Origin of the sequence: Sphingomonas sp. CD22 (assembly GCF_034556155.1) — a bacterium.
Taxonomy (GTDB): domain Bacteria; phylum Pseudomonadota; class Alphaproteobacteria; order Sphingomonadales; family Sphingomonadaceae; genus Sphingomonas.
The window spans coordinates 344903-364237 of the sequence record NZ_JAYDYX010000001.1; the positions used below are offsets into that span (position 1 = coordinate 344903).

Annotated in this window: 15 protein-coding genes and 1 tRNA gene; 9 read left to right on the forward strand and 7 right to left on the reverse strand. The window is 69.6% G+C overall.

The genetic code is table 11. The features are described 5' to 3' along the window. Positions 1-235 precede the first annotated feature (235 nt). A complete protein-coding gene (locus SFC76_RS01540; protein ID WP_322847729.1) occupies positions 236-508 on the forward strand; it encodes a response regulator transcription factor in 273 nt (90 codons plus the stop codon). A 58-nt stretch (positions 509-566) separates the two neighbouring features. Beyond that, positions 567-3566 carry a glycosyl hydrolase family 28-related protein gene (locus SFC76_RS01545; protein ID WP_322847730.1) on the forward strand — a complete coding sequence of 1000 codons (3000 nt, stop codon included), beginning with the start codon at positions 567-569 and terminating at the stop codon, positions 3564-3566. A 108-nt stretch (positions 3567-3674) separates the two neighbouring features. On the opposite strand, the gene SFC76_RS01550 is transcribed toward SFC76_RS01545, so the two are convergent. Beyond that, a tRNA-Glu gene (locus SFC76_RS01550) sits at positions 3675-3749 on the reverse strand. 80 nt (positions 3750-3829) lie between these two features. Further along, positions 3830-5203 carry a class II 3-deoxy-7-phosphoheptulonate synthase gene (locus tag SFC76_RS01555; protein ID WP_322847731.1) on the reverse strand — a complete coding sequence of 458 codons (1374 nt, stop codon included), beginning with the start codon at positions 5201-5203 and terminating at the stop codon, positions 3830-3832. Positions 5204-5390: 187 nt separating this feature from the next. On the opposite strand from SFC76_RS01555, the gene SFC76_RS01560 reads away from it, so the two are divergent. Continuing rightward, positions 5391-6416, forward strand: a complete 1026-nt coding sequence (locus SFC76_RS01560; protein WP_322847732.1) for a hypothetical protein — start codon at positions 5391-5393, stop codon at positions 6414-6416. A 52-nt stretch (positions 6417-6468) separates the two neighbouring features. After that, entirely contained in the window at positions 6469-7461 is a 993-nt protein-coding gene (locus SFC76_RS01565) for a M48 family metalloprotease (protein WP_322847733.1), read from the forward strand. Positions 7462-7481: 20 nt separating this feature from the next. Here the strand turns inward: SFC76_RS01565 and cysS are convergent, their stop codons facing one another. Together cysS and SFC76_RS01575 are read right to left on the reverse strand one after the other, a co-directional pair. Beyond that, a complete protein-coding gene (gene cysS, locus SFC76_RS01570) occupies positions 7482-8909 on the reverse strand; it encodes a cysteine--tRNA ligase (RefSeq protein WP_322847734.1) in 1428 nt (475 codons plus the stop codon). A gap of 47 nt (positions 8910-8956) precedes the next feature. Further along, entirely contained in the window at positions 8957-10444 is a 1488-nt protein-coding gene (locus tag SFC76_RS01575) for a hypothetical protein (RefSeq protein ID WP_322847735.1), read from the reverse strand. 212 nt (positions 10445-10656) lie between these two features. On the opposite strand from SFC76_RS01575, the gene SFC76_RS01580 reads away from it, so the two are divergent. The 5 genes from SFC76_RS01580 (at position 10657) to SFC76_RS01600 (ending at position 16183) form a co-directional block, all read left to right on the forward strand. Beyond that, on the forward strand, positions 10657-11535 hold the full coding sequence (locus SFC76_RS01580) for a glycosyltransferase family A protein (protein WP_322847736.1): 879 nt from the start codon (positions 10657-10659) through the stop codon (positions 11533-11535). Beyond that, the gene (locus SFC76_RS01585) at positions 11528-12331 is read left to right on the forward strand and encodes a ChbG/HpnK family deacetylase (protein ID WP_322847737.1); all 804 of its coding nucleotides are present in this window, start codon (positions 11528-11530) and stop codon (positions 12329-12331) included. The genes SFC76_RS01580 and SFC76_RS01585 overlap by 8 nt, the downstream gene beginning before the upstream one ends. Before the next feature lie 63 nt (positions 12332-12394). Beyond that, positions 12395-12901, forward strand: coding sequence for an RNA polymerase sigma factor (locus SFC76_RS01590; RefSeq protein ID WP_322848054.1), 507 nt, complete (start codon positions 12395-12397; stop codon positions 12899-12901). Beyond that, positions 12898-13848: a FecR family protein gene (locus tag SFC76_RS01595; protein ID WP_322847738.1), complete on the forward strand. Its 951-nt coding sequence runs from the start codon at positions 12898-12900 to the stop codon at positions 13846-13848. The genes SFC76_RS01590 and SFC76_RS01595 overlap by 4 nt, the downstream gene beginning before the upstream one ends. Before the next feature lie 64 nt (positions 13849-13912). Beyond that, entirely contained in the window at positions 13913-16183 is a 2271-nt protein-coding gene (locus SFC76_RS01600) for a TonB-dependent receptor (protein WP_322847739.1), read from the forward strand. A gap of 3 nt (positions 16184-16186) precedes the next feature. Here SFC76_RS01600 and SFC76_RS01605 read toward each other — a convergent pair whose 3' ends face one another. Genes SFC76_RS01605 through SFC76_RS01615 form a run of 3 tightly spaced genes read right to left on the reverse strand, consistent with a single transcriptional unit; the run spans position 16187 to position 19334 of the window. After that, positions 16187-17038, reverse strand: coding sequence for a CoA ester lyase (locus SFC76_RS01605; RefSeq protein WP_322847740.1), 852 nt, complete (start codon positions 17036-17038; stop codon positions 16187-16189). Further along, the gene (locus tag SFC76_RS01610; RefSeq protein ID WP_179508442.1) at positions 17035-17487 is read right to left on the reverse strand and encodes a MaoC family dehydratase; all 453 of its coding nucleotides are present in this window, start codon (positions 17485-17487) and stop codon (positions 17035-17037) included. Before SFC76_RS01610 ends, SFC76_RS01605 begins: the two co-directional genes overlap by 4 nt. Beyond that, positions 17487-19334 (reverse strand): acetyl/propionyl/methylcrotonyl-CoA carboxylase subunit alpha, encoded by a 1848-nt coding sequence (locus SFC76_RS01615; RefSeq protein ID WP_322847741.1) that lies wholly within the window; start codon positions 19332-19334, stop codon positions 17487-17489. The genes SFC76_RS01610 and SFC76_RS01615 overlap by 1 nt, the downstream gene beginning before the upstream one ends. Position 19335: the final 1 nt, after the last annotated feature.

The window sequence follows — 19335 nt, forward strand, 5'->3', positions numbered from 1 at the left end:
GTGCCGCATCGACACCCTCCCTCCGCTTCGGCGACGCCTTCGTCTGCCGTTCCTTGCGGTATCTGTAGGACAGGTTTTTGCCTGTCGCCAAGAAAAAAGGCTTGATCCCCACAGGTTGTACGGATCATACAAGAAACCTGTCTAACCGAATCCGCCTTTTTGCCGGATCGGTCGACCAAGATGGAGCGCCCGACACGGGCGACCGCCGGCTTATGGCCACCAGAGGAGGATGACGATGGAAGGGACTTCCCAGATCGCCCGCCAGCCCGCGATCAACGCCGCTGCGGCGCCGGTCGCGGCCTGTGCGCTCGACCAATTGACGCCGACGCAGATGAAGGTGCTGCGCGGTGTCCACTCCGGCTTGCTCAACAAGCAGATTGCCTACGACCTCGGCATCGCCGAGGCGACGGTGAAGGCGCATATGACCGCGCTGATGCGCAAGCTCAACGTGCGCAACCGCACGCAGGTCGCGCTCGCCGCGCAGACGCTGGGCCGGCGCGCCTCCTGAGCCTTTCCCCGCCGGTCCGGTGGGCCGTGCGGCACGACCGATCCCCGGGAGACCTGTCTTGAAGCATATCTGGCTGCTCGCCTCCGCGGCGCTGCTCGCGCCTGCGCCCGCTCTGGCGGCGACGACCTCCGTCTACCTCACCGCGCCCAAGGACGCACGGGCGATCACCGTCCGCGGCGTCGGCGATGGCCGCGCCGACGACAGCGTCGCGATCCAGCAGGCGATCGACGCCGCGGCGCAGGGCGGCAAGGGCGGGATCGTGTTCCTGCCCTCGGGCCGCTACCGGATCAGCCGCACGATCTTCGTGCGTTCCGCGGTGCGCATCTTCGGCGTCGGCGCGACCCGGCCGGAGATCGTGCTCGGCGACAATAGCGAGGGCTTCGGCTCCGGCGTCGCGGCGATGCTCGCCTTCACCGGCGAGGATCAATATCGCGTCGGCAAGGCACCGGTGCCGCCGCGGACCAGCGTGCCATTCGATCCGGCCATCTTCGACGCCACGTCGAGCACCTTCTATTCCGCGCTCGCCAACGTCGATTTCCGCATCGGGGCGGGCAATGCGGGTGCGGTCGCGGTGCGCTTCCGCGTCGCGCAGCACGGCTATATCCGCCATGCCGACTTCCACATCGGCTCGGGCCTCGCCGGCGTCTATCAGGCGGGCAACGAGTTCGAGGATCTGCGCTTCTTCGGCGGCCGCTACGGCATCATGTCGGAGAAGACGTCGCCGGCGTGGCAGTTCACGCTGATCGATTCCGACTTCCAGGGCCAGCGCGACGCGGCGATCCGCGAGCATGAGGTCGACCTGACCTTGGTCAACGTCGCGATCCGCGACACGCCGGTCGGCATCGAGATCGACCGCGGCTATTCCGATTCGCTGTGGGGCAAGGACGTCCGCTTCGAGAACGTGTCGCAATCGGCGGTGCTGATCTCCGAGGAGAAGAGCGTCTTTACGCAGATCGGCTTCGACAATGCGATCGGCATCAACACGCCGACCTTCGCGCGTTTCCGTGAGAGCGGGACGACCGTCGCGGGCAAGGGCGCGCGCTACCGCGTCAGCGACTTCTCCTACGGCCTCAAGCTGGCGGGGCTGGGGACGATCGGGGATTATGCCACCGACGTGACGATGGCGCCGCTCGCTCGCGTACCGGCGCGACCGCGGCCGGCGATCGCCGCGCTGCCGCCGGTCAAGGCGTGGGCGAACGTCCACGACCTCGGCGTCAAGGGCGACGACACCACCGACGACACCGCCGCGCTGCAACGCGCGATCGACACGCATCGCGTGCTCTATCTGCCGATGGGCCGCTATCGCGTCACCGATACGCTCAAGCTGCGCCCCGACAGCGTGCTGATCGCGCTGCACCCCAGCCTCACCCACGTCTATCTGCCCGACGAGACCCCCGCCTATATGGGCGTCGGCGGCGCCAAGGCGCTGATCGAAAGCGCGAAGGGCGGCAACGCCATCGTCCACGGCCTCGGCCTGTGGACCGGCGGGGTCAATCCGCGCGCGACCGCCTTGCTGTGGAAGGCGGGCGAGGCGTCGATGGTCAACGACGTCAAGATCCAGGGCGGCGGCGGCACGCTGCTGACCAAGGGCAGTCCGATCGGCTTCGGCGATCCGCGCGCGCGCTTCGACGGCCAATATCCCAGCATCTGGGTGACCGACGGCGGCGGCGGCACCTTCTCCGCGCTCTGGTCCCCCAACACGCTGGCATCGGCGGGCTTCTACGTCTCCGACACCAAGACGCCGGGCCATGTCTACCAGCTGTCGGCGGAGCATCATTACCGCCACGAGATCGTCCTCGACCATGTCGAGAATTGGGAGTTCCTCGCGCCGCAGACCGAGCAGGAGGTGCGCGACGGCGTCAACGCGATCTCGACCGAATTCCGCAATTCGCGCAACATCCTGTTCGCCAATTACCATGCCTATCGCGTCACCCGCTCGATCAAGCCGATGGACACCGCGGTGCGGCTGTACGATTCGGGCGACATCCGATTCCGCAACGTCCATGTGAACGCCGAAAGCGGCTTCGCGAGCTGCGACGCCAAGGGCTGCGGCACCTATTTACGCGCGAGCAAATATCCGTTCGAGAATGCGATCAAGGACATGACCCGCCAGCAGGAGGTCCGCGAGCGCGAATTCGCGAAGCTCGATGTTCCCGCCGCGCCCGCCACCGCGGCGACCGCTTCGGCGGTGCCGGTCTCGGCCGGGGTGCGCAAGCTGGCCGACGGCTTCTATTCGATCGCCGGCGCGGCGACCGACAAGGCCGGCAAGCTCTATTTCATCGACCGCTTCTTCCAGCGTATCCACGGCTGGTCGCAGGCGGAGGGTCTGTCCACCGTCGCCGACGCGCCGCTCGACGCGGTCAACCTCGCGGTCGACAAATCAGGGTCGCTGCTGATCCAGTCCTCGGCAGGGCGCGACGGCAGCGTCTATAGCATCGATCCCGCCAGGCCCGCCGACGTCCGCGTCATCGCGCCGACGCCGGTGCGCGCCGGTCGCAAGGCGGCGACGCTGTTGCCGGTCAACGTGTGGGCGAACGGCGAATTCGCCGATCGCCTCGATCCCAAGACCTATAGCTATCCGACCATCGCCGACTTCTTCACCGGCAAGATGGGCGAGGCCAAGGCGCAGGAATATGTCTCGCCCGACGGCTCGCTCGCGTTGCCCGCGTTCCGCGTCTGGAACCAGGGGCCGGACGATCACCAGGGCTGGCGCTGGTCCGACACGCTCGATTCCTACGGTTTCGTCGCGGCGGCGCCGGGCAGCCGCGTGACGCTGACCAACGCTTCGGAGAACCGGACGTACAGCGGCCTCGTCGGCGAGGGCGGGCAGGTCACCGACCTCAAGGTCGTCGCCGACCGCGGCGGCGAGAGCGTCGCGCAGGATGCCGCCGGCAACCTCTATGTCGCGAACGGGCAGGTGTTCGTCTATGGCGCTGACGGCGCGCTGCAGCGCCGGATCGACGTGAACGAACGCCCGTTGCAACTGGTGATCGGTGGCGCCGACCGGAAGACGCTGTTCATCCTGACGCACCACGCGCTGTACGCGACGGGCCTCTGACCAACGGACGGGATGCGCGGCATGACTGTCGCGCACCCCGGCATGCCCGTCGGAGTTCGGCGAACGACATTCGCCGGTAGCGTAATTATCGATGTCGGGTGCTGCCGCTGGTGACCCCTACGAGAATCGAACTCGTGCTTTCGCCGTGAGAGGGCGACGTCCTAACCGCTAGACGAAGGGGCCGTATGCGGTGAGGGAGCGCCTCTAGGCCGCGGGGGCGGGGGCGTCAAGCGGCAATCGCCGACGCCCCCGTATTCACCGGCTTAGGCGGCGGCCTTGCGGCGTTCCGCCATTTCCTCGTTGAGCATCTCGGCGAGGAGGAAGGCGAGTTCGAGGCTCTGGCCGGCGTTGAGCCGCGGATCGCAATGCGTGTGGTAACGGTCGGCGAGGCTCTGTTCGGTCACGTCGATCGCGCCGCCGGTGCATTCGGTGACGTTCTGGCCGGTCATCTCGGCGTGGATGCCGCCGGCATGCGTGCCCTCGGCGCGATGCACCGCGAAGAAGCCGCGGACCTCGGCGAGGATGCGGTCGAACGGCCGCGTCTTGTATCCGGTCACCGCCTTGACGGTGTTGCCGTGCATCGGGTCGCAGCTCCACACCACCGGATGGCCTTCGCGCGTCACGGCGCGGACCAGCTTGGGCAGCGATGCCTCGATCTTGTCGTAACCATAGCGGGTGATCAGCGTCATCCGCCCCGGTACGCGGCCGGGATTGAGCGTGTCGAGCATACGCAGCAGCGCGTCAGGATCGAGGCTCGGCCCGCATTTGACGCCGATCGGATTGCCGATGCCGCGCAGGAATTCGACGTGCGCCGATCCTTCGAAGCGGGTGCGGTCGCCGATCCACAGGAAATGCGCGCTGGTGTCGTACCAGTCGCCGGTGAGCGAATCCTGCCGGGTCAGCGCCTCCTCGAACGGCAGCAGCAGCGCTTCGTGGCTGGTGTAGAAATGCGTCTGCGCGAGCTGCGGCACCGTCTCGGGATCGATGCCGCAGGCGGCCATGAACTCGAGCGCCTCGCCGATCCGATCGGCGGTCTCGGCATATTTCTTCGACCAGGGGCTGCGGCCCATGAAGTCGTGCGTCCAGCGATGCACCTGATGCAAATTGGCATAGCCGCCCTGCGCGAAGGCGCGCAGCAGGTTGAGCGTCGCCGCCGATTGCGAATATGCCCGGATCATCCGCTGCGGATCGGGAATGCGGCTTTCGGGCGTGAAGGCGATGTCGTTGACGTTGTCGCCGCGATAGCTCGGCAGCTCGACCCCATCGATCGTCTCGTTGGGAGCGGAGCGCGGCTTGGCGAACTGGCCCGCCATGCGGCCGAGCTTCACCACCGGCAGCTTCGACGCATAGGTCAGCACCACCGCCATCTGCAGGATGACGCGGAAGGTGTCGCGAATGTTGTTGGCGCTATGCTCGGCAAAGCTTTCGGCGCAATCGCCGCCCTGGAGCAGGAACGCCTTGCCGGCGGCGACGTCGGCAAGCTCGGCGGTCAGGTTGCGCGCCTCGCCCGCGAAGACGAGCGGCGGATAGGTCGCCAGCGTGTCGGTCGCGCGGGTCAGCGCCGCGGCGTCGGGATAGTCGGGAAGCTGGCGGGCCTCTGCCTTGGTCCAGCTGTCGGGGGCCCAGTTCGCGGCCATGATCTGTCGTCCTTCGGGTCTAAACGCGTCGCGACATGCGCCCAAAACGGCCCTGACGCAATGAAGGAAGGCTTTGGCGCCGCATGGCGGGGGCTTTGCCGGTGCCGCCGGCGGCCACGGATGCTGGCGGAATCGCCAGCCGGTCTGCTAGCAGGCTATTCGGGTGTGGGGCCACGGGGGACAGACGATGAAACGGGCGATGATGATCCTGGCGCTGGCGACCGCTGCGCCGATTGCCGCGCGCGATTTGCCGGTGCCGCCGGGCAAGAGCTGGCAACATGCGGAGACCGGATTGATTTTGCGGTCCCAGCTCGCCGGCCTGCCGCGCGGCGCGCTGACCGATGCCACGCAGAGCGAACACGATGTCGCCGCGCAATTCGAAGCGCCGGATGGCAGCGTCAGCGCGACGGTCTACCTCTTCCATCCGGCGGTGCCCGACGTCGCGCTGTGGTTCGACCGGTCGCGTACCGCGATCGAGAGCCGCGACCTGTTCCGCAATGCGGCGCCGGCGTCCGCCGATCCGATCGCCTTCGCCGCGCCGGGCGCGACCGCCGCATCGTCGTTGCGGCAGGTATATGCCAATGCCGGCAAGGGGTATCGCAGCACTGCGCTCGCGGTCGTGCCCGTGGGCGAATGGATCGTCAGTATCCGGATGAGCGCCAAGGCGCTGACCGCGGAGCAGCTCGATGCGCAATTGCAGCAGGCGATCGCGACGATCCACTGGCCACGGCCGGCCGGTCCCGCGGCACCGGCGGCGACGCCGATCAGGGCGTGCGCCACGCCGCTGGTGTTCACGCACGCCAAGCCGATCAAACCCGCGGGCGGCGACATGCTGATGGCGTTGCTCGCCGGTAGTATCGCGGCGAAGGCGAAGGCCGATCCCGCCACACCGCCCCAGCCGCGACCCATATGGTGCCGCGAGGGCGATACGCGCCTCGAATATGGCGTCTATCGAGCCGATGGGGCGGGGTATGAGATGGCGTTGTACGATGCCGGCCGGACGGTCAGCGTCTATCCCTCGCTGATGGGCCAAATCGACAAGAGCGGAACCTATACCGTGGCGCTGACCGACGTCGACGGCACGGTGTCGAGCTTCCCGTCCTTCGACGGATTGCCGACCCCCAAACAGGTGTGGGAGCTGGTCGCCAGCGGCAAGCGTACCGGCGTGTCGAAGGGCAATCAGGTGACCATCGATGCCAAGAGCGTTCGGTAGAGAAGGCGTATCGGAGGTTTCGCGGGCGAACGCGCTGCTCTAGGGCGGCGGGATGAACAAGGCTCTGCTGTGCATCGCGCCCGTATTGCTCGGGATCTGGAGCCCGTCGCCGGCCCGGGCGCAGGATAGCGCCGCGACCTTCACGGCATTGCGTGCGGTGGACGGGCGGATGGCGGGGATCGCCTATCGGCTGACCAGCGCCAATGCCGCGTTGTGCCGCGAGACGGCGCCGACGCCGGGCTGGGCGCTCCATGCGATCGACCAATATGACGCGCCGCTGCGCGACCAGGCACGCCGCAGCTTCGGGTTCGAGACGCCGATCGCGGTCGAGGCGGTGGTCCCAGGCTCACCCGCGGCCGCCGCGGCGGTGCGCGAGGGCGATTCGATCGTCGCGATCGACGGCAAGCGGGTCGATGGCGCAGTGCCGGGCAAGACCGCGACCAGCGCCGCGCGCGATGCGGTGATCGCGACGATCGCCGGCCTGCCCGCCGACAAGCCGCTGCGCGTCGACCTGCTGCGCGACGGCAAGGCGCGCAACGTCACCATCGCCGCGTCGCCGGGCTGCCGCAGCGCGTTCGAGGTGCTGCTCGGGCCGGGGATGGACGCATCGGCGGACGGGCGGATCGTGCAGATCGCGGTGCGCTTCTTCGAACGCTACACCGACGACGAGGTCGCGGTGGTCGTCGCGCACGAGCTGGCGCACAACATCCTCCATCATGCCGCGCGGCTCGACGCCGCCGGGGTGAAGCGCGGCCTGCTGTCGGAGGTAGGGCGCAACGGCCGGCTGTTCAGGCTGACCGAGGATCAGGCCGATCTGCTCGGCATGTATCTGTTGCGCAACGCCGGCTACGACCCGCAGATCGCGGTGCGCTTCTGGCGCGAACATGGCGGCGACGTCGACGGCGGCCTGTTCCGCAGCCGGACGCACCCGTCCTCGGCGGCGCGCGCCAAAGCGCTGGAGGCGGAGATCGCGCGCATCCCCGCGAACGCACCGAGGCCGTACGTGCCGCCGATCATCGCGACGGCGGATCAGCCGCTGCAATAGAGAGGCGCGACCGTCGCCGGTTACGGCGTTACCTTCCAGTCCCAACCGAGCGGATCGCCGTCCATCACCTCGACCCCCAGCGCGGTGAGTTCGTCGCGGATCGCGTCGGAGCGCGGGAAGTCCTTTGCCGCGCGCGCCTCGCGACGATCGGCGAGCCGCGCCGCGATCCCCGCTTCGTCGATGCCGGCGCTGGCCGGGCGGACGCGCAGGTCCTCGCGGGACAGCGCCGTCAGGCCGAGCCCGAGCACCGCGTCGAAATCGCCGAGCGCGGCGAGCCGGGCGGCGGGGCCGATCGTCTTGTCGGCGAGCAATTCGTCGAGCACCGGCAGCGCCTTGGGCGTATTGAGATCGTCGGACACCGCCGCATCGAGCCGCTCGATATAAGGCGCGGCGGAGGCGGCGCCTTTGCCTTCGCCGCGGGCACGGAGCGCCGCGACGGTCTGGACGTAGCGTTTCAGCCGCGTCTGTGCCGCAGCGAGATTCTCCCAGGAGAATTCCAGCTCGCTGCGATAATGCGCCTGCAGGCACATCAGGCGATAGGCGAGGGGGTGGAAACCGCGCTCGACCAGCGTCGGCAGGATGAGGAATTCGCCCGACGACTTGGACATCTTGCCGGTGCGGTCGACGAGGAAGTTGTTGTGCATCCATAGCGTCGCGCCGGTGTCGGCGGTGCCGCTGAACGCCTGATTCTGCGCGATCTCATTGGGATGGTGGATCTCGCGGTGGTCGATGCCGCCGGTGTGGATGTCGAAATGGGCGCCGAGATACTGGCGGCTCATCACCGAACATTCGAGATGCCAGCCGGGCGCGCCGCGGCCCCAGGGGCTGTCCCATTCCATCTGGCGATGCTCGCCCGGCGCACTGGTCCGCCAGATCGCGAAGTCGGCGGCGTGGCGCTTCCCCGCCACCGTCTCGATCCGGCCCTCGGCGGGACCGTCGTCCCGGGTGCCGGCGAGGCGGCCGTAATCGGGGACGGTCGAGGTGTCGAAATAGAGGCCGTCGGGAAGCTGATAGCAATGTTTCGCGGCGATCGCCTCGCCGAAGGCGATCATGCCCTCGACGTGGTCGGTGGCGAGCGGGAAGCGGGCGGGATCGCGGACGTTGAGATCCTTGAGGTTCGCCTTGAATGCCGCGGTGTAATGCGCGGCGACCGCCCAGATGTCGCGGCCGCTGGCGCGCGCCGCGGCCTCCATCTTGTCGTCGCCCGCGTCGGCGTCGCTGGTCAGATGGCCGACGTCGGTGATGTTGATGACATGGGTCAGGCCATAGCCCTTCCACGTCAGCACCCGGCCGAGCGTGTCGGTGAACAGATAGGCGCGCAGATTGCCGATATGCGCATAATGATAGACCGTCGGCCCGCATGAATAGATGCGGACGTCGGCGGGGTCGGCGGGCTGGAACAGCTCCGTCATGCGGGTCAGGCTGTTGTGGAGCGTCAGCGGCGTCATGCGGGCGCTCTAGCCCGGCGGAGGCGTCCGCGCCAAGGGGCGTGACGTCAGCGCCGCAGCGGCAGATCGTCGCGCAGATAGACGAGCAGATGCGCGTCCTCGCGCGGCACCGCCAACACCCGGCGATAGCGCGCGGCGAGCGCCTGCGTCATCGCCGCCTGGCTGTCGCGGTTCCACGGCGCCATCGGCGCGTCCATCGTCACGATCACCGGCGGCCGGCCGGCGAGGATGCGGCGCACCTCGGCGGCCTCGTCGATGCCGGTGGCGCCCTGTTCGGCTTCATAGGCGAGCGTCGATGGGAAGGCGTAGGCGGTGGGGATACAGGCAGAAGCGAGATGGTAGAGGATGGCGTCGCCGGCGAAGACATAGGGACAACCGCCGCGGTCGTTCGCCGCCATCACCCGCGCCACCGCGCGCGCCGATGCAGCCTCGGTCGGCACCAGCGCCACCCGCGCGACGAACAGCAGCAGGCCATAGCCGAGCAGCGCGACGGGTGCCGCCCGGTACCGGCCGAGCGCCACACCGGCGATCATCGCCAGCGGCACCATCAGCGGCAGCGCATAATGATCGAAGAAGGCGCCGATCATCGCGAAGGCGACCAGCGCCGCGGCGAGCCAGCCGAAGGCGATCGCCATCTCGGGCCGGCGCGGCCGCACCCGCCACGCGAGCGATACGCAGGCGATGAACGGCAGCAATTGCGCGGTGGTGCCGGCGAGCCGTGCGGCGATCTTGGCGGCCGGATAGCCCTTGCGCAGCGAGACCGAGGCGAAATTGGCGAACCAGAATGCGTCGAACACCGCCGGCCCCTGCCACCGGTAGAATAGCACGACCACCGCGGTCGGCAGGATGCCGAGCACCGCCCAGACCAGCCCCGAAACCCCGAGCCGCGCGAGCGAAGCGCCCGCGCGGCGGAGATACCAGAGGTGGACGAGCCCGAAGAACGCGCCTTCGACGACCGGCGTATATTTGGTCTGGATCGCGAGGCCCGCGAGCAGGCAGGCAGCGCAACCGTTGGCGACGATCGCACCGCTGGCGCCGCGCGCGGCGAGCTGCGGCAGGCGCAGCGTCAGCACTGCCGCGGCGGCGACGAACAGATTGTAGAAGACCGGCGACTGCCCGCCGCGCCCGCTGAGCAGCGACAACCACAGCACGTAAGCTAGGCCGGCGACCAGCGCCCCGCGCGGCGTCGCGCCGAGCCGCAGGCTGCCGCGCGTGACCAGCCAGGCGGTCGCCGCGGCGAACAGCGTCGCGACGAGCTGATAGGCGAGGATGCCGTCGCCGGGCAGCAACCGCATCGCCGCGAAGATCAGGAACAGTCCCAATGGCTTGCGATCCCACAGATCGACATAGGGCAGGGCGCCGTGGAGCAGGCGGTCGCCGACGAGCAGATAATATTGCTCGTCGACATGGATGATCGGATTGCCGAAGTCGCGGCCGCGGACCAGCAGCGCCCAGCCGAGCAGCAGCAGGAAGGTCGCCATGGCGCCGGGACGGCTGGCGGGGACGGTCGTCGCTGCGGCCGGGGAACGCGCCATAATGATCATGCCGCCCCCTTAAATCCGGCGATCCCCACCGTCATGCAGCATTTTTTTGTGCGGGCAGGTGTGGAACGTCCAATTCGGTATCGTCTGTCATTCGGGGCATCGCAGCGACTGACGCGCGGAGCCGACATGGCCCGCGGGGGGGTGGGCCATGTCGGCATGCGCAGCGGTCCGCGATGCCACCGAGACCGTCTGCCGGGGGCATCATGTTTCTGATCAACGACCACGATCCGTTGTCCCGCAGCGCGGCGGGGTCTTCGATCGCCGCGCGGCGGCTGGATCGCCGGCCGACGCCGCTGTGGACCGTGCTGATCCCGTTCTTCAACGAGCGTGATTATCTCGCCGCGACGATCGCCAGCCTCGCCGCGCAGAGCGTGCGCGCGATCATGATCCTGGTCGACAACGGCTCGACCGACGGCAGCGCCGAGGTGGCCCGCGCCGCGGTCCGCGCGCACGGGCTCGACGCGCTGGTCATCACCGAGACGACGCCGGGCAAGGTCGCGGCGCTGCGCGCCGGCCTCGGCTGGGTGCGGACGCGCTATGTCGCGACTTGCGACGCCGATACGCTGTATCCGCCGCACTATCTCGCCGAGGCGGAGCGGCTGTTGCAGCGCGACCGCTGCGTCGTCGCCGGCGCCTATTTCGTCGCCCCCGGCGCCGATCAGGCGGCGTTGGATGCCGAGGCGCGCAAGATCCTGTCGGCGGCCAAGCTGCTGCCGCGGCAATGCCATGCCGGCGGTGCCGGCCAGTGTTTCGACGTCGAGGCGTTGCGCGCGGTCGGCGGGTTCGACGCGGCGATCTGGGGCTATATCCTGGAGGATCACGAGGTCATCCACCGCACGATGACGCGGGGACGGATGCTCTATTCGCAGGACCTGTGGTGCATGCCCTCGCCGCGCGAGCGCGACCGCGAATCGATCCGCTGGACGCTGTTCGAACGGCTGGTCTATTCGGCGACCGCGCCCTGGGCGGGCAGCTGGTTCTTCTATCGCTTCCTCGCGCGCCGGCTGCAGCGTCGCAAATTGCTCAGCGTCCAGATGCGCGAGCGCGCGCATCAGCATGTGGAGGGCGCGGCCGTTGCGTAATCTGGTCCTGTGCGCCGACGATTTCGCCTATTCGCGCGGCGTCAGCGAGACGATCGCCGAGCTGGCGGCGAACGGCAAGCTCAACGCCACGAGCTGCATGGCGCTGATGCCGGGCTGGGCGGACGATGCGGCGCTGCTCCGCGATCTGCCCGCGCACGTATCGATCGGGCTGCACCTGACGCTGACGCAGGAACGGCCGCTGACCGACATGCCGCTGTTCGCCCCCGACGGCCGGCTGCCCGAGATCGATCCGCTCGCCGGCCGCGCCGCGCGCCGGCAATTGCCGCTGGAGGAGATCGCGGCCGAGATCGCCGCGCAATTCGACGCCTTCACCGCGGCGATGGGCCGCGCGCCCGATTTCGTCGATGGCCACCAGCATTCGCACGCCTTGCCGGGCATCCGCGACATCGTGCTGTTCGAAACCGCGAGCCGCGCGCCCGACGCCTGGGTGCGCGATTGCACCGATCGGGTCGACGCGATGCTGGCGCGGCCATTCGTGGGAAAGGCGATCGGCAGCGCCTTCCATTCGCGCGGATTGCGCCGGGCGGCGGCGCGCTATCGGTTGCGGTGCAACGACAGTTTCGCCGGCCATTATGATTTCTCGACGGATTACAAACGCTTGTTCCCGCGCTTCCTGCGGCGGGCGGCGGGCATGCATCTCGTCATGTGTCATCCGGGGGCGGGCAAGCGCGCCGGCGACGCGATCGCCGAGGCGCGGCCGCGCGAAGCGGACGTCTTGCGGAAATGGCCGATAGCGGACATGGCGGCGGCGGAAGGGCTGGCGTTTCCAGCCTGACGGGAGCGCGGACGCAGATTGGCCGACGGCGGACTTCGCGCCATCTTCCTCGAACAACGCGCGATGCTGTCGCGACTGTTGACGGCGCGGCTCGGGAACCGCGACGATGCGGAGGATGCGCTGCAGGACATGTGGTTGCGGATCGACCAGCTCGCCGATCAGCCGATCGCGCAGCCGGCCGCCTTCCTGTATCGCGTCGCCAGCAACCTCGCCACCGATCGCCGGATCGCCGCCGCACGGCGCGGCGCGCGCGAGGCGGCGTGGCTGGAGGACCAGCCGACCGCCGACGATGTGCCCGATGCGGAACGGACGCTGGTGGTACGCGACGAACTGCGCGTCATCGAGGCGGCGATCGCCGATATGCCCGAACGGATGGCCACCGCTTTGCGGCTCTATCGCGTTGAAAACAGGCCGCAACGCGCCATCGCCGAGCAATTGGGGATCAGCGTCAGCGGCGTCGAGAAGCTGTTGCAGCGCGCCTACCGGATTATTCATGCCCGCGCCGAACAGATTGGTGCGGATATGCCGGTGGCGCATCGTCATGATGATGGAAGGGGGCAGCGCCTGTGAGCCGTGACGCACCGAACATCATCGACCAGGCGATCGCCTGGCATCTGCGCCAGGATCACATGGCGGCGGAGGAGTGGGAGGGCTTTGTCGCCTGGCTCGAAACCCCCGCGCATGCCCGGGCCTATGACGCGGTGGCGATGCGCGACCGGCTGGTCGCCGAGGCGGCGTTCCCCGAAGCCATCGCCGTACCGGAAGCGGCGAACGACGACCAGCCCGCGACGCGCGGCCGGTGGCGGCTGGCGGCTGGCGGCGCGATGGCCGCGGCGCTCGCCGTCTGGCTGGTGCCGACGACGTTCGGCTCGCACCCCGCCGAAACCGTCTATGCGACCCGCGACGGCGAGCGGCGCGACGTCCGCCTGACCGACGGAACGCAGATCGCGCTCAACGGCGGCAGCCTGTTGCGGGTGAGCGGCGCCGATCCGCGCAGCGTCGCGCTCGATCGCGGCGAGGCGACGCTCCACGTCGTTCACGATGCCGCGCATCCGTTCGAGCTGCGCGCGGGCGATCAGGTGATCCGCGATCTCGGCACGACCTTCGACGTGCTGCACACCGACGAGCGCCTGTCCGTCGCGGTGGCGGAGGGATCGGTGCTGTTCCAGCCCGACGGCGCCGGGCTGCGGCTCGGTGCCGGCGAGGCGGTGACGATGGCGGCGGACCATCGCATCGTCCGCAGCATGGTGCCGGCGGCGGCGGTCGGCGGCTGGCGCAAGGGCGACCTCAGCTTCGAGGGGATACCGGTCGGCGAGGTCGCGGCGAGCCTGCGCCGGCGGCTCGGCGTCGACCTGCGCATCGTCGGCGACTTGTCGCGCCGCCCGTTTACCGGCATGATCCACGTCACAGGCGCTGCCGATCGCGATGTACCGCATCTGGCCGAACTGATCGGGGCGACATGGCGGCGTAATGGCGAAGGCTGGGTATTGGCGGATCGCGGTCCCGCGACGCCTTAGGCTTGTTTCCACCATATTCGCGGCCACCGCCTGCCTGCCGTCGGTCGCGTATGCGCGCGATGTCGTGATTACCCTTGCCATCCCCGCGACGACGCTCGACGCGGCGGTGCTGACGCTGGCGCAGAGCAGCGGCGTCGAGATCGTCAGCACCGAACCGGGCCTCCACGCGGTCCGCTGCCGCCCGTTGCGCGGTACGATGCCGGTCGCGCAGGCGCTCAAGAGGTTGCTTGCCGATACCGGCTATCGCGCGATCGCCGGGCCGGGCGGCATCTATCGCATCGTCGCCGCGCCGCGCCGCGTGCGCCCGCCACGGCCGACGCCGTCCCGTCCCGTCCCGCCGCCCGAGGTGCCCGCCGACATCGTCGTCACCGCGAGCAAGCAGCGCGTGCCCTTGCTGCGCTATCCCGGCAGCCTCACCCTGGTCGGCACGACGGCGCAGTACAATGGCGCGACCGGGGCGATCAGCGACCTGACCAATGCGGTGCCGGTGTTGCAGAGCACGCAGCTCGGGCCGGGGCGCAACAAGGTCTTCATCCGCGGCATCGCCGACAGCAGCTTCAACGGCACCACCCAGTCGACCGCCAGCGTCTATCTCGACGATGTCCAGCTCAACGCCTCCGGTCCCGATCCCGGCCTGCGCCTCTACGACATGCAGGCGGTCGAGGTGATGGAGGGGCCGCAGGGCACGCTGTACGGCGCCGGCGCGATCGGCGGCGTGCTGCGGCTGACCTCGAACGCGCCGATGCTCGACCGGATCGCCGCAGCGATGAGCGGCGGGGTCGTCGCCACGCACGGCGGCGCGGCGGGCTACGACCTGTCGGCGATGGTCAACCTGCCCCTGCTCGACGAGCGGCTGGCGCTTCGCAGCGTCGCCTATGTCGTGCGCGACGGCGGCTATATCGACGATCCCGCGCGCGGGCGCGACGTCAACCGCGTCGGTACCGTCGGCGCCCGCGTCGCGCTGCGCGCCGAGCCCGGCGGCGGCTGGCGGATCGACACCAGCGGCGTCGTCCAGAGGATCCGCGCCGCGGACGGCCAATATGCCGAGAGGAGCGACGGCAGCTACCGGCGCAGCAGCCGGATCGCGCAGCCGTTCGCGGACCATTTCCTGTTCGGCCGCGTCGTCGTCGCCAAGGATTGGGACAGCGGCCTGCACCTCGTCTCGGCGACCGGGGTGGCTGATTATCACACCAGCGAGGTGTTCGACGCGACGCCGCGCGGCGTCGGGCGGCCGCTGGCCTATAGCGTCGACACCGCCAAATTGCTGCTGTCGCACGAGATGCGGCTGTCGCGTTCGACCTCGGCGGGCAATTCCTGGCTCGCCGGCTTCACCCTGGTCAGCGACCGGTCGGCGCTGTCGCGCGCGCTCGGCCTGACCGGCAACCAGATGGATATCGTCGGCGTCACCAACGTCACCCGCGCCGCCTCGGCGTTCGGCGAAATGACGCTGGCGGTGACCCCGAACCTGTCGGTGACGCTCGGCGGGCGCTTCACCAGCGCGCGGATCGACGGCGAACCGTCGGCGACGCGGCGGCCGGGCGCCTATATCCGGGGTCGCTCGACGCAGCGCGCCGATCCGACGCTCGCCTTGTCCTACCGCCTCGCGCCCGACCTCGCGCTGTTCGCGCGCTATCAGACGGGTTTCCGCACCGGCGGGCTGGCGGTCGCGCAGGGGATCGGCCGCGTCGCCAATTACCAGGCCGATTCGATCGCGGTCGGCGAAATCGGCATGCGCCGGCTGCGGCGCGGCACGACCGGGCTCGGCCTGTCGGTGAGCGCATCGACCGCGCGGTGGCGCGGCATCCAGGCCGATCTGCTCAACCGGCGCGGACAGCCGTTCACCACCAACCTCGGCAACGCCAATATCCAGACGCTGGAGGCCTCGCTCGACTGGGTGCCGGTCGCCGGGCTGTGCCTCGATGCCGCGGCGCTCTACACCTACAATCGGGTGCGCGGGCCGGTCGCCGACCAGTCGCGCGAGGACAATCGCCGGCTGCCCGAGACGCCGCCGTTCGCGGGCCATGCCGCGCTGAGTTACGCCTGGGGACAGGGGCGGAGCATCGCGCCGCGGGTGGCGGCGACGCTCGATTATGTCGGGCGCTCGGTGCTCGGCACCGGCGATCTGCTCGACGTCAGCCAGGGCGATTTTACCACCTTCGGCGTCTCGGCGGGGCTGCGCTGGCGCAATCTCGACCTGACGCTCGGGCTCGACAATCTCACCGATGCGGCGGCCAACCGCTTCTCGTTCGGCAATCCCTTCGGCCTCGCCGCGCGCAACCAGGTGACGCCGCTGCGACCGCGCAACGTGCGCGTCGGCGTGTCGGCCGCGTGGTAATGTTTATGGCTGCGGGTCGGCGCGGTCGACCAGCCGCTGCGCCTGTTTGCGATGCGGCGCATCGACCATCCGGCCGTCGATCTGCAACGCGCCCGCGTCCGGCGCCGCGGCGAAGGCGGCGAGGATGCGCCGCGCCGCCTCGACCTGTTCGGCGTCGGGGGTGAAGGCGGCGTTGATCGCCGCGACCTGCGCCGGGTGGATCGCCATCATGCCGGTGAAGCCGTCGCGCGCCGCGCGCCGCGCATAGGCGGCGAGGCCGTCGAGGTCGCGGAACGCGGGGTAGACGGTGTCGATCGCCGCCACCCCCGCGGCATGTGCCGCGAACAGCGTCAGCGACCGCGCCATCTCATAGGGCGGCGTGTAGCGGCCATCGTCCTCGCGGCTGGTCGTCGCGCCGATCGCCGCGGGCAGATCCTCCGCCCCCCACGTGATCCCGGCGAGCGCCACGCCCGCCGCCGCATAGCTGCCGAGGGCGAAGATCGCCGCCGGCGTTTCGGTGGCGATCGGCAGGATCGGCGCGGCGATCCCCGCCGCCGAAAGCCGCTGGGCAAGCTCGCGGACGCTGGCCGCGCCCTCCGCCTTGGGCAGCACGATTGCATCGGGGGACAGGCCTTGAAGCGCGGCGATATCCTCGGCGCACAGCGCGGTATCGAGCGGATTGATGCGCACGAACAGCCGCACCGCGCCCCGCGTCTCACGCAGCCGCACCGCCACCGCGCCCCGCGCCGCGGGCTTGGCGGCGGTGGTCACCGCATCCTCCAGATCGAGGATCAGCGCATCGGCGCCGCTCGCCGCCGCCTTGTCGAACCGCTCCGGCCGGTCGCCCGGCACGAACAACAGCGACCGCAGCCTCATGCCGCCGACCGCTTGAGCAAGGCGGTACGCAGGCACTGGCAGACGATCTCGTCGCGCTGGTTGAGCATCCGGTGCGCGAAGGTGACGATGCCCGCATCGGGCCGCGAGCGGCTGTCCTTCAGGTCGACCACCTCGGTCTCGGCGCGCAACGTGTCGCCGAGGAACACCGGCTTGGGCATCACGAGCTTGTCGTAGCCGAGATTGGCGACGAGCGTGCCGAGCGTCGTGTCGCCGACCGACAGGCCGACCATCAGCGCGAAGGTGAAGGTGCCGTTGACGAGGATCTGGCCGAATTCGCTCGCGCGCGCCGCCTCGGCATCGAGGTGGAGCGGTTGCGGATTGTGCGTCATCGTCGAGAACAGCAGATTGTCCGTCTCGGTCACCGTGCGGCGGATGTCGTGGACGATGCGGTCGCCGACCTGCCATGCATCGAAGCTGCGTCCTGCCATCAAACCTCCTCCACTGCGATCCGCGCGAGCAATGTGCCTTCGGGCACCTGCGCGCCCTCGGCCACCTTGAGCTCCGCCACCACGCCGTCGAACGGCGCGACCAGCGCTTGTTCCATCTTCATCGCTTCCAGCACCAGCAGCCGCTCGCCGCGCGCGACGGTCTGTCCCGCGGCTACGAGCACCGCGATGACGCGACCCGGCATCGGCGACAGGATCGCGCCATCGCCTTCGCCGCCGCCGGCGATCGCATCGGCGCGCGGGGCGCCGAACGGCCATGCCTCGCCGTCGAGGAACAGCACGCCGTCGGCGACGATCCCGCCGGCGGCGGGATGCTCGACGCGATAGGTCTTGCCCCCGACCTCGACATCGACCGCGGTCGCGGCGTCTCGATTGGCGCGGAAGCCGCGCAGCGCCACCCACGGATCGGCACCCTCCGGCAGCAACGCCGCCGCCGCCGCGCCGAGCACCGCGGGGGAGGGCTCCGCCGCCGGGATCAGATCGGCGGCATGACGTTCGATGAAGCCGGTATCGACGCGCCCGGCGACGAAGTCGGGATGCGCCGCCGCCCGCGCGAGGAAGGCGGCGTTGGTCTTCACCGGCCACACCTGCGTGCCGCGCGCCGCCGCGGCAAGCTTCGCCGCCGCCTCGCGCCTTGCGCCGCCATGGACGATCAGCTTGGCGATCATCGGGTCGTAGAAGGGCGTTACCGCGCCGCCTTCCTCGACACCGCTGTCGACGCGGACGTCGGCAGGGAAGCGCAGCCGGTCGAGCGGCCCGGTCGAGGGCAGGAAGCCGCTCGCCGGATTCTCGGCATAGAGCCGCGCCTCCATCGCCCAGCCATGGATCGACAATTCGTCCTGCCGGCACGGCAGCGGTTCGCCCGAGGCGACGCGGAGCTGCCATTCGACCAGATCCTGCCCGGTGATCGCCTCGGTGACGGGATGCTCGACCTGCAACCGCGTGTTCATCTCCATGAACCAGATGCGATCGGCGCGCAGCCCATCGGAGCCGTCCGCGATGAACTCGATCGTGCCGGCCCCGACATAGTCGACCGCCCGCGCGGCCTTCACCGCCGCGTCGCAAACCGCGGTACGCGTCGCTTCGTCCATGCCGGGGGCAGGGGCCTCCTCGATCACCTTCTGGTGGCGGCGCTGGAGCGAGCAATCGCGTTCGAACAGATGGACGACCTGCCCGTGCGTATCGCCGAACACCTGCACCTCGATATGGCGCGGCGAGAGGATGTATTTCTCGATCAGCACCTGCGTGTTGCCGAACGAGGCCGCCGCCTCGCGCTGGCAACTGGCGAGCAGTTCGGCGAAATCTTCGCGTGCATCGACCTTGCGCATGCCCTTGCCGCCGCCGCCGGCGACCGCCTTGATGAGCACCGGATAGCCGATCGCGTCGGCCTCCGCCTGCAGGCGTTCGGGGGACTGGTCGGCGCCGAGATAGCCCGGCGTCACCGGCACGCCGGCGGCGATCATCCGTTCCTTGGCGGCATCCTTGAGGCCCATCGCGCGGATGCTGGCGGGCGGCGCGCCGACCCAGACCAGGCCGGCGGCGACCACCGCCTCGGCGAACTCCGCGTTTTCGGACAGGAAGCCATAGCCGGGGTGGATCGCCGCCGCGTGTGTCTCGCGGGCGGCGGCGAGGATGCGATCCTGCCGCAGATAGCTGTCGGCGGCGAGCGCGGTACCGATGCACACCGCCGCATCCGCCTCGCGGACGAAGGGCATGGCGGCATCGACGTCGGAATGGACCGCGATCGTGCGGATGCCGAGCCGCCGCGCGGTGCGGATGATGCGGCGGGCGATTTCGCCGCGATTGGCGATGAGCAGGCTCTCGATCATG

Bases quoted from the DNA above. Each gene is read 5' to 3' on its own strand.
- SFC76_RS01540 (WP_322847729.1), top strand. From the start codon at position 236: ATGGAAGGGACTTCCCAGATCGCCCGCCAGCCCGCGATCAACGCCGCT.
- SFC76_RS01555 (WP_322847731.1), bottom strand. From the start codon at position 5,203: ATGGCCGCGAACTGGGCCCCCGACAGCTGGACCAAGGCAGAGGCCCGC.
- SFC76_RS01560 (WP_322847732.1), top strand. From the start codon at position 5,391: ATGAAACGGGCGATGATGATCCTGGCGCTGGCGACCGCTGCGCCGATT.
- SFC76_RS01565 (WP_322847733.1), top strand. From the start codon at position 6,469: ATGAACAAGGCTCTGCTGTGCATCGCGCCCGTATTGCTCGGGATCTGG.
- cysS (WP_322847734.1), bottom strand. From the start codon at position 8,909: ATGACGCCGCTGACGCTCCACAACAGCCTGACCCGCATGACGGAGCTG.
- SFC76_RS01575 (WP_322847735.1), bottom strand. From the start codon at position 10,444: ATGGCGCGTTCCCCGGCCGCAGCGACGACCGTCCCCGCCAGCCGTCCC.
- SFC76_RS01580 (WP_322847736.1), top strand. From the start codon at position 10,657: ATGTTTCTGATCAACGACCACGATCCGTTGTCCCGCAGCGCGGCGGGG.
- SFC76_RS01590 (WP_322848054.1), top strand. From the start codon at position 12,395: ATGCTGTCGCGACTGTTGACGGCGCGGCTCGGGAACCGCGACGATGCG.
- SFC76_RS01605 (WP_322847740.1), bottom strand. From the start codon at position 17,038: ATGAGGCTGCGGTCGCTGTTGTTCGTGCCGGGCGACCGGCCGGAGCGG.
- SFC76_RS01610 (WP_179508442.1), bottom strand. From the start codon at position 17,487: ATGGCAGGACGCAGCTTCGATGCATGGCAGGTCGGCGACCGCATCGTC.
- SFC76_RS01615 (WP_322847741.1), bottom strand. From the start codon at position 19,334: ATGATCGAGAGCCTGCTCATCGCCAATCGCGGCGAAATCGCCCGCCGC.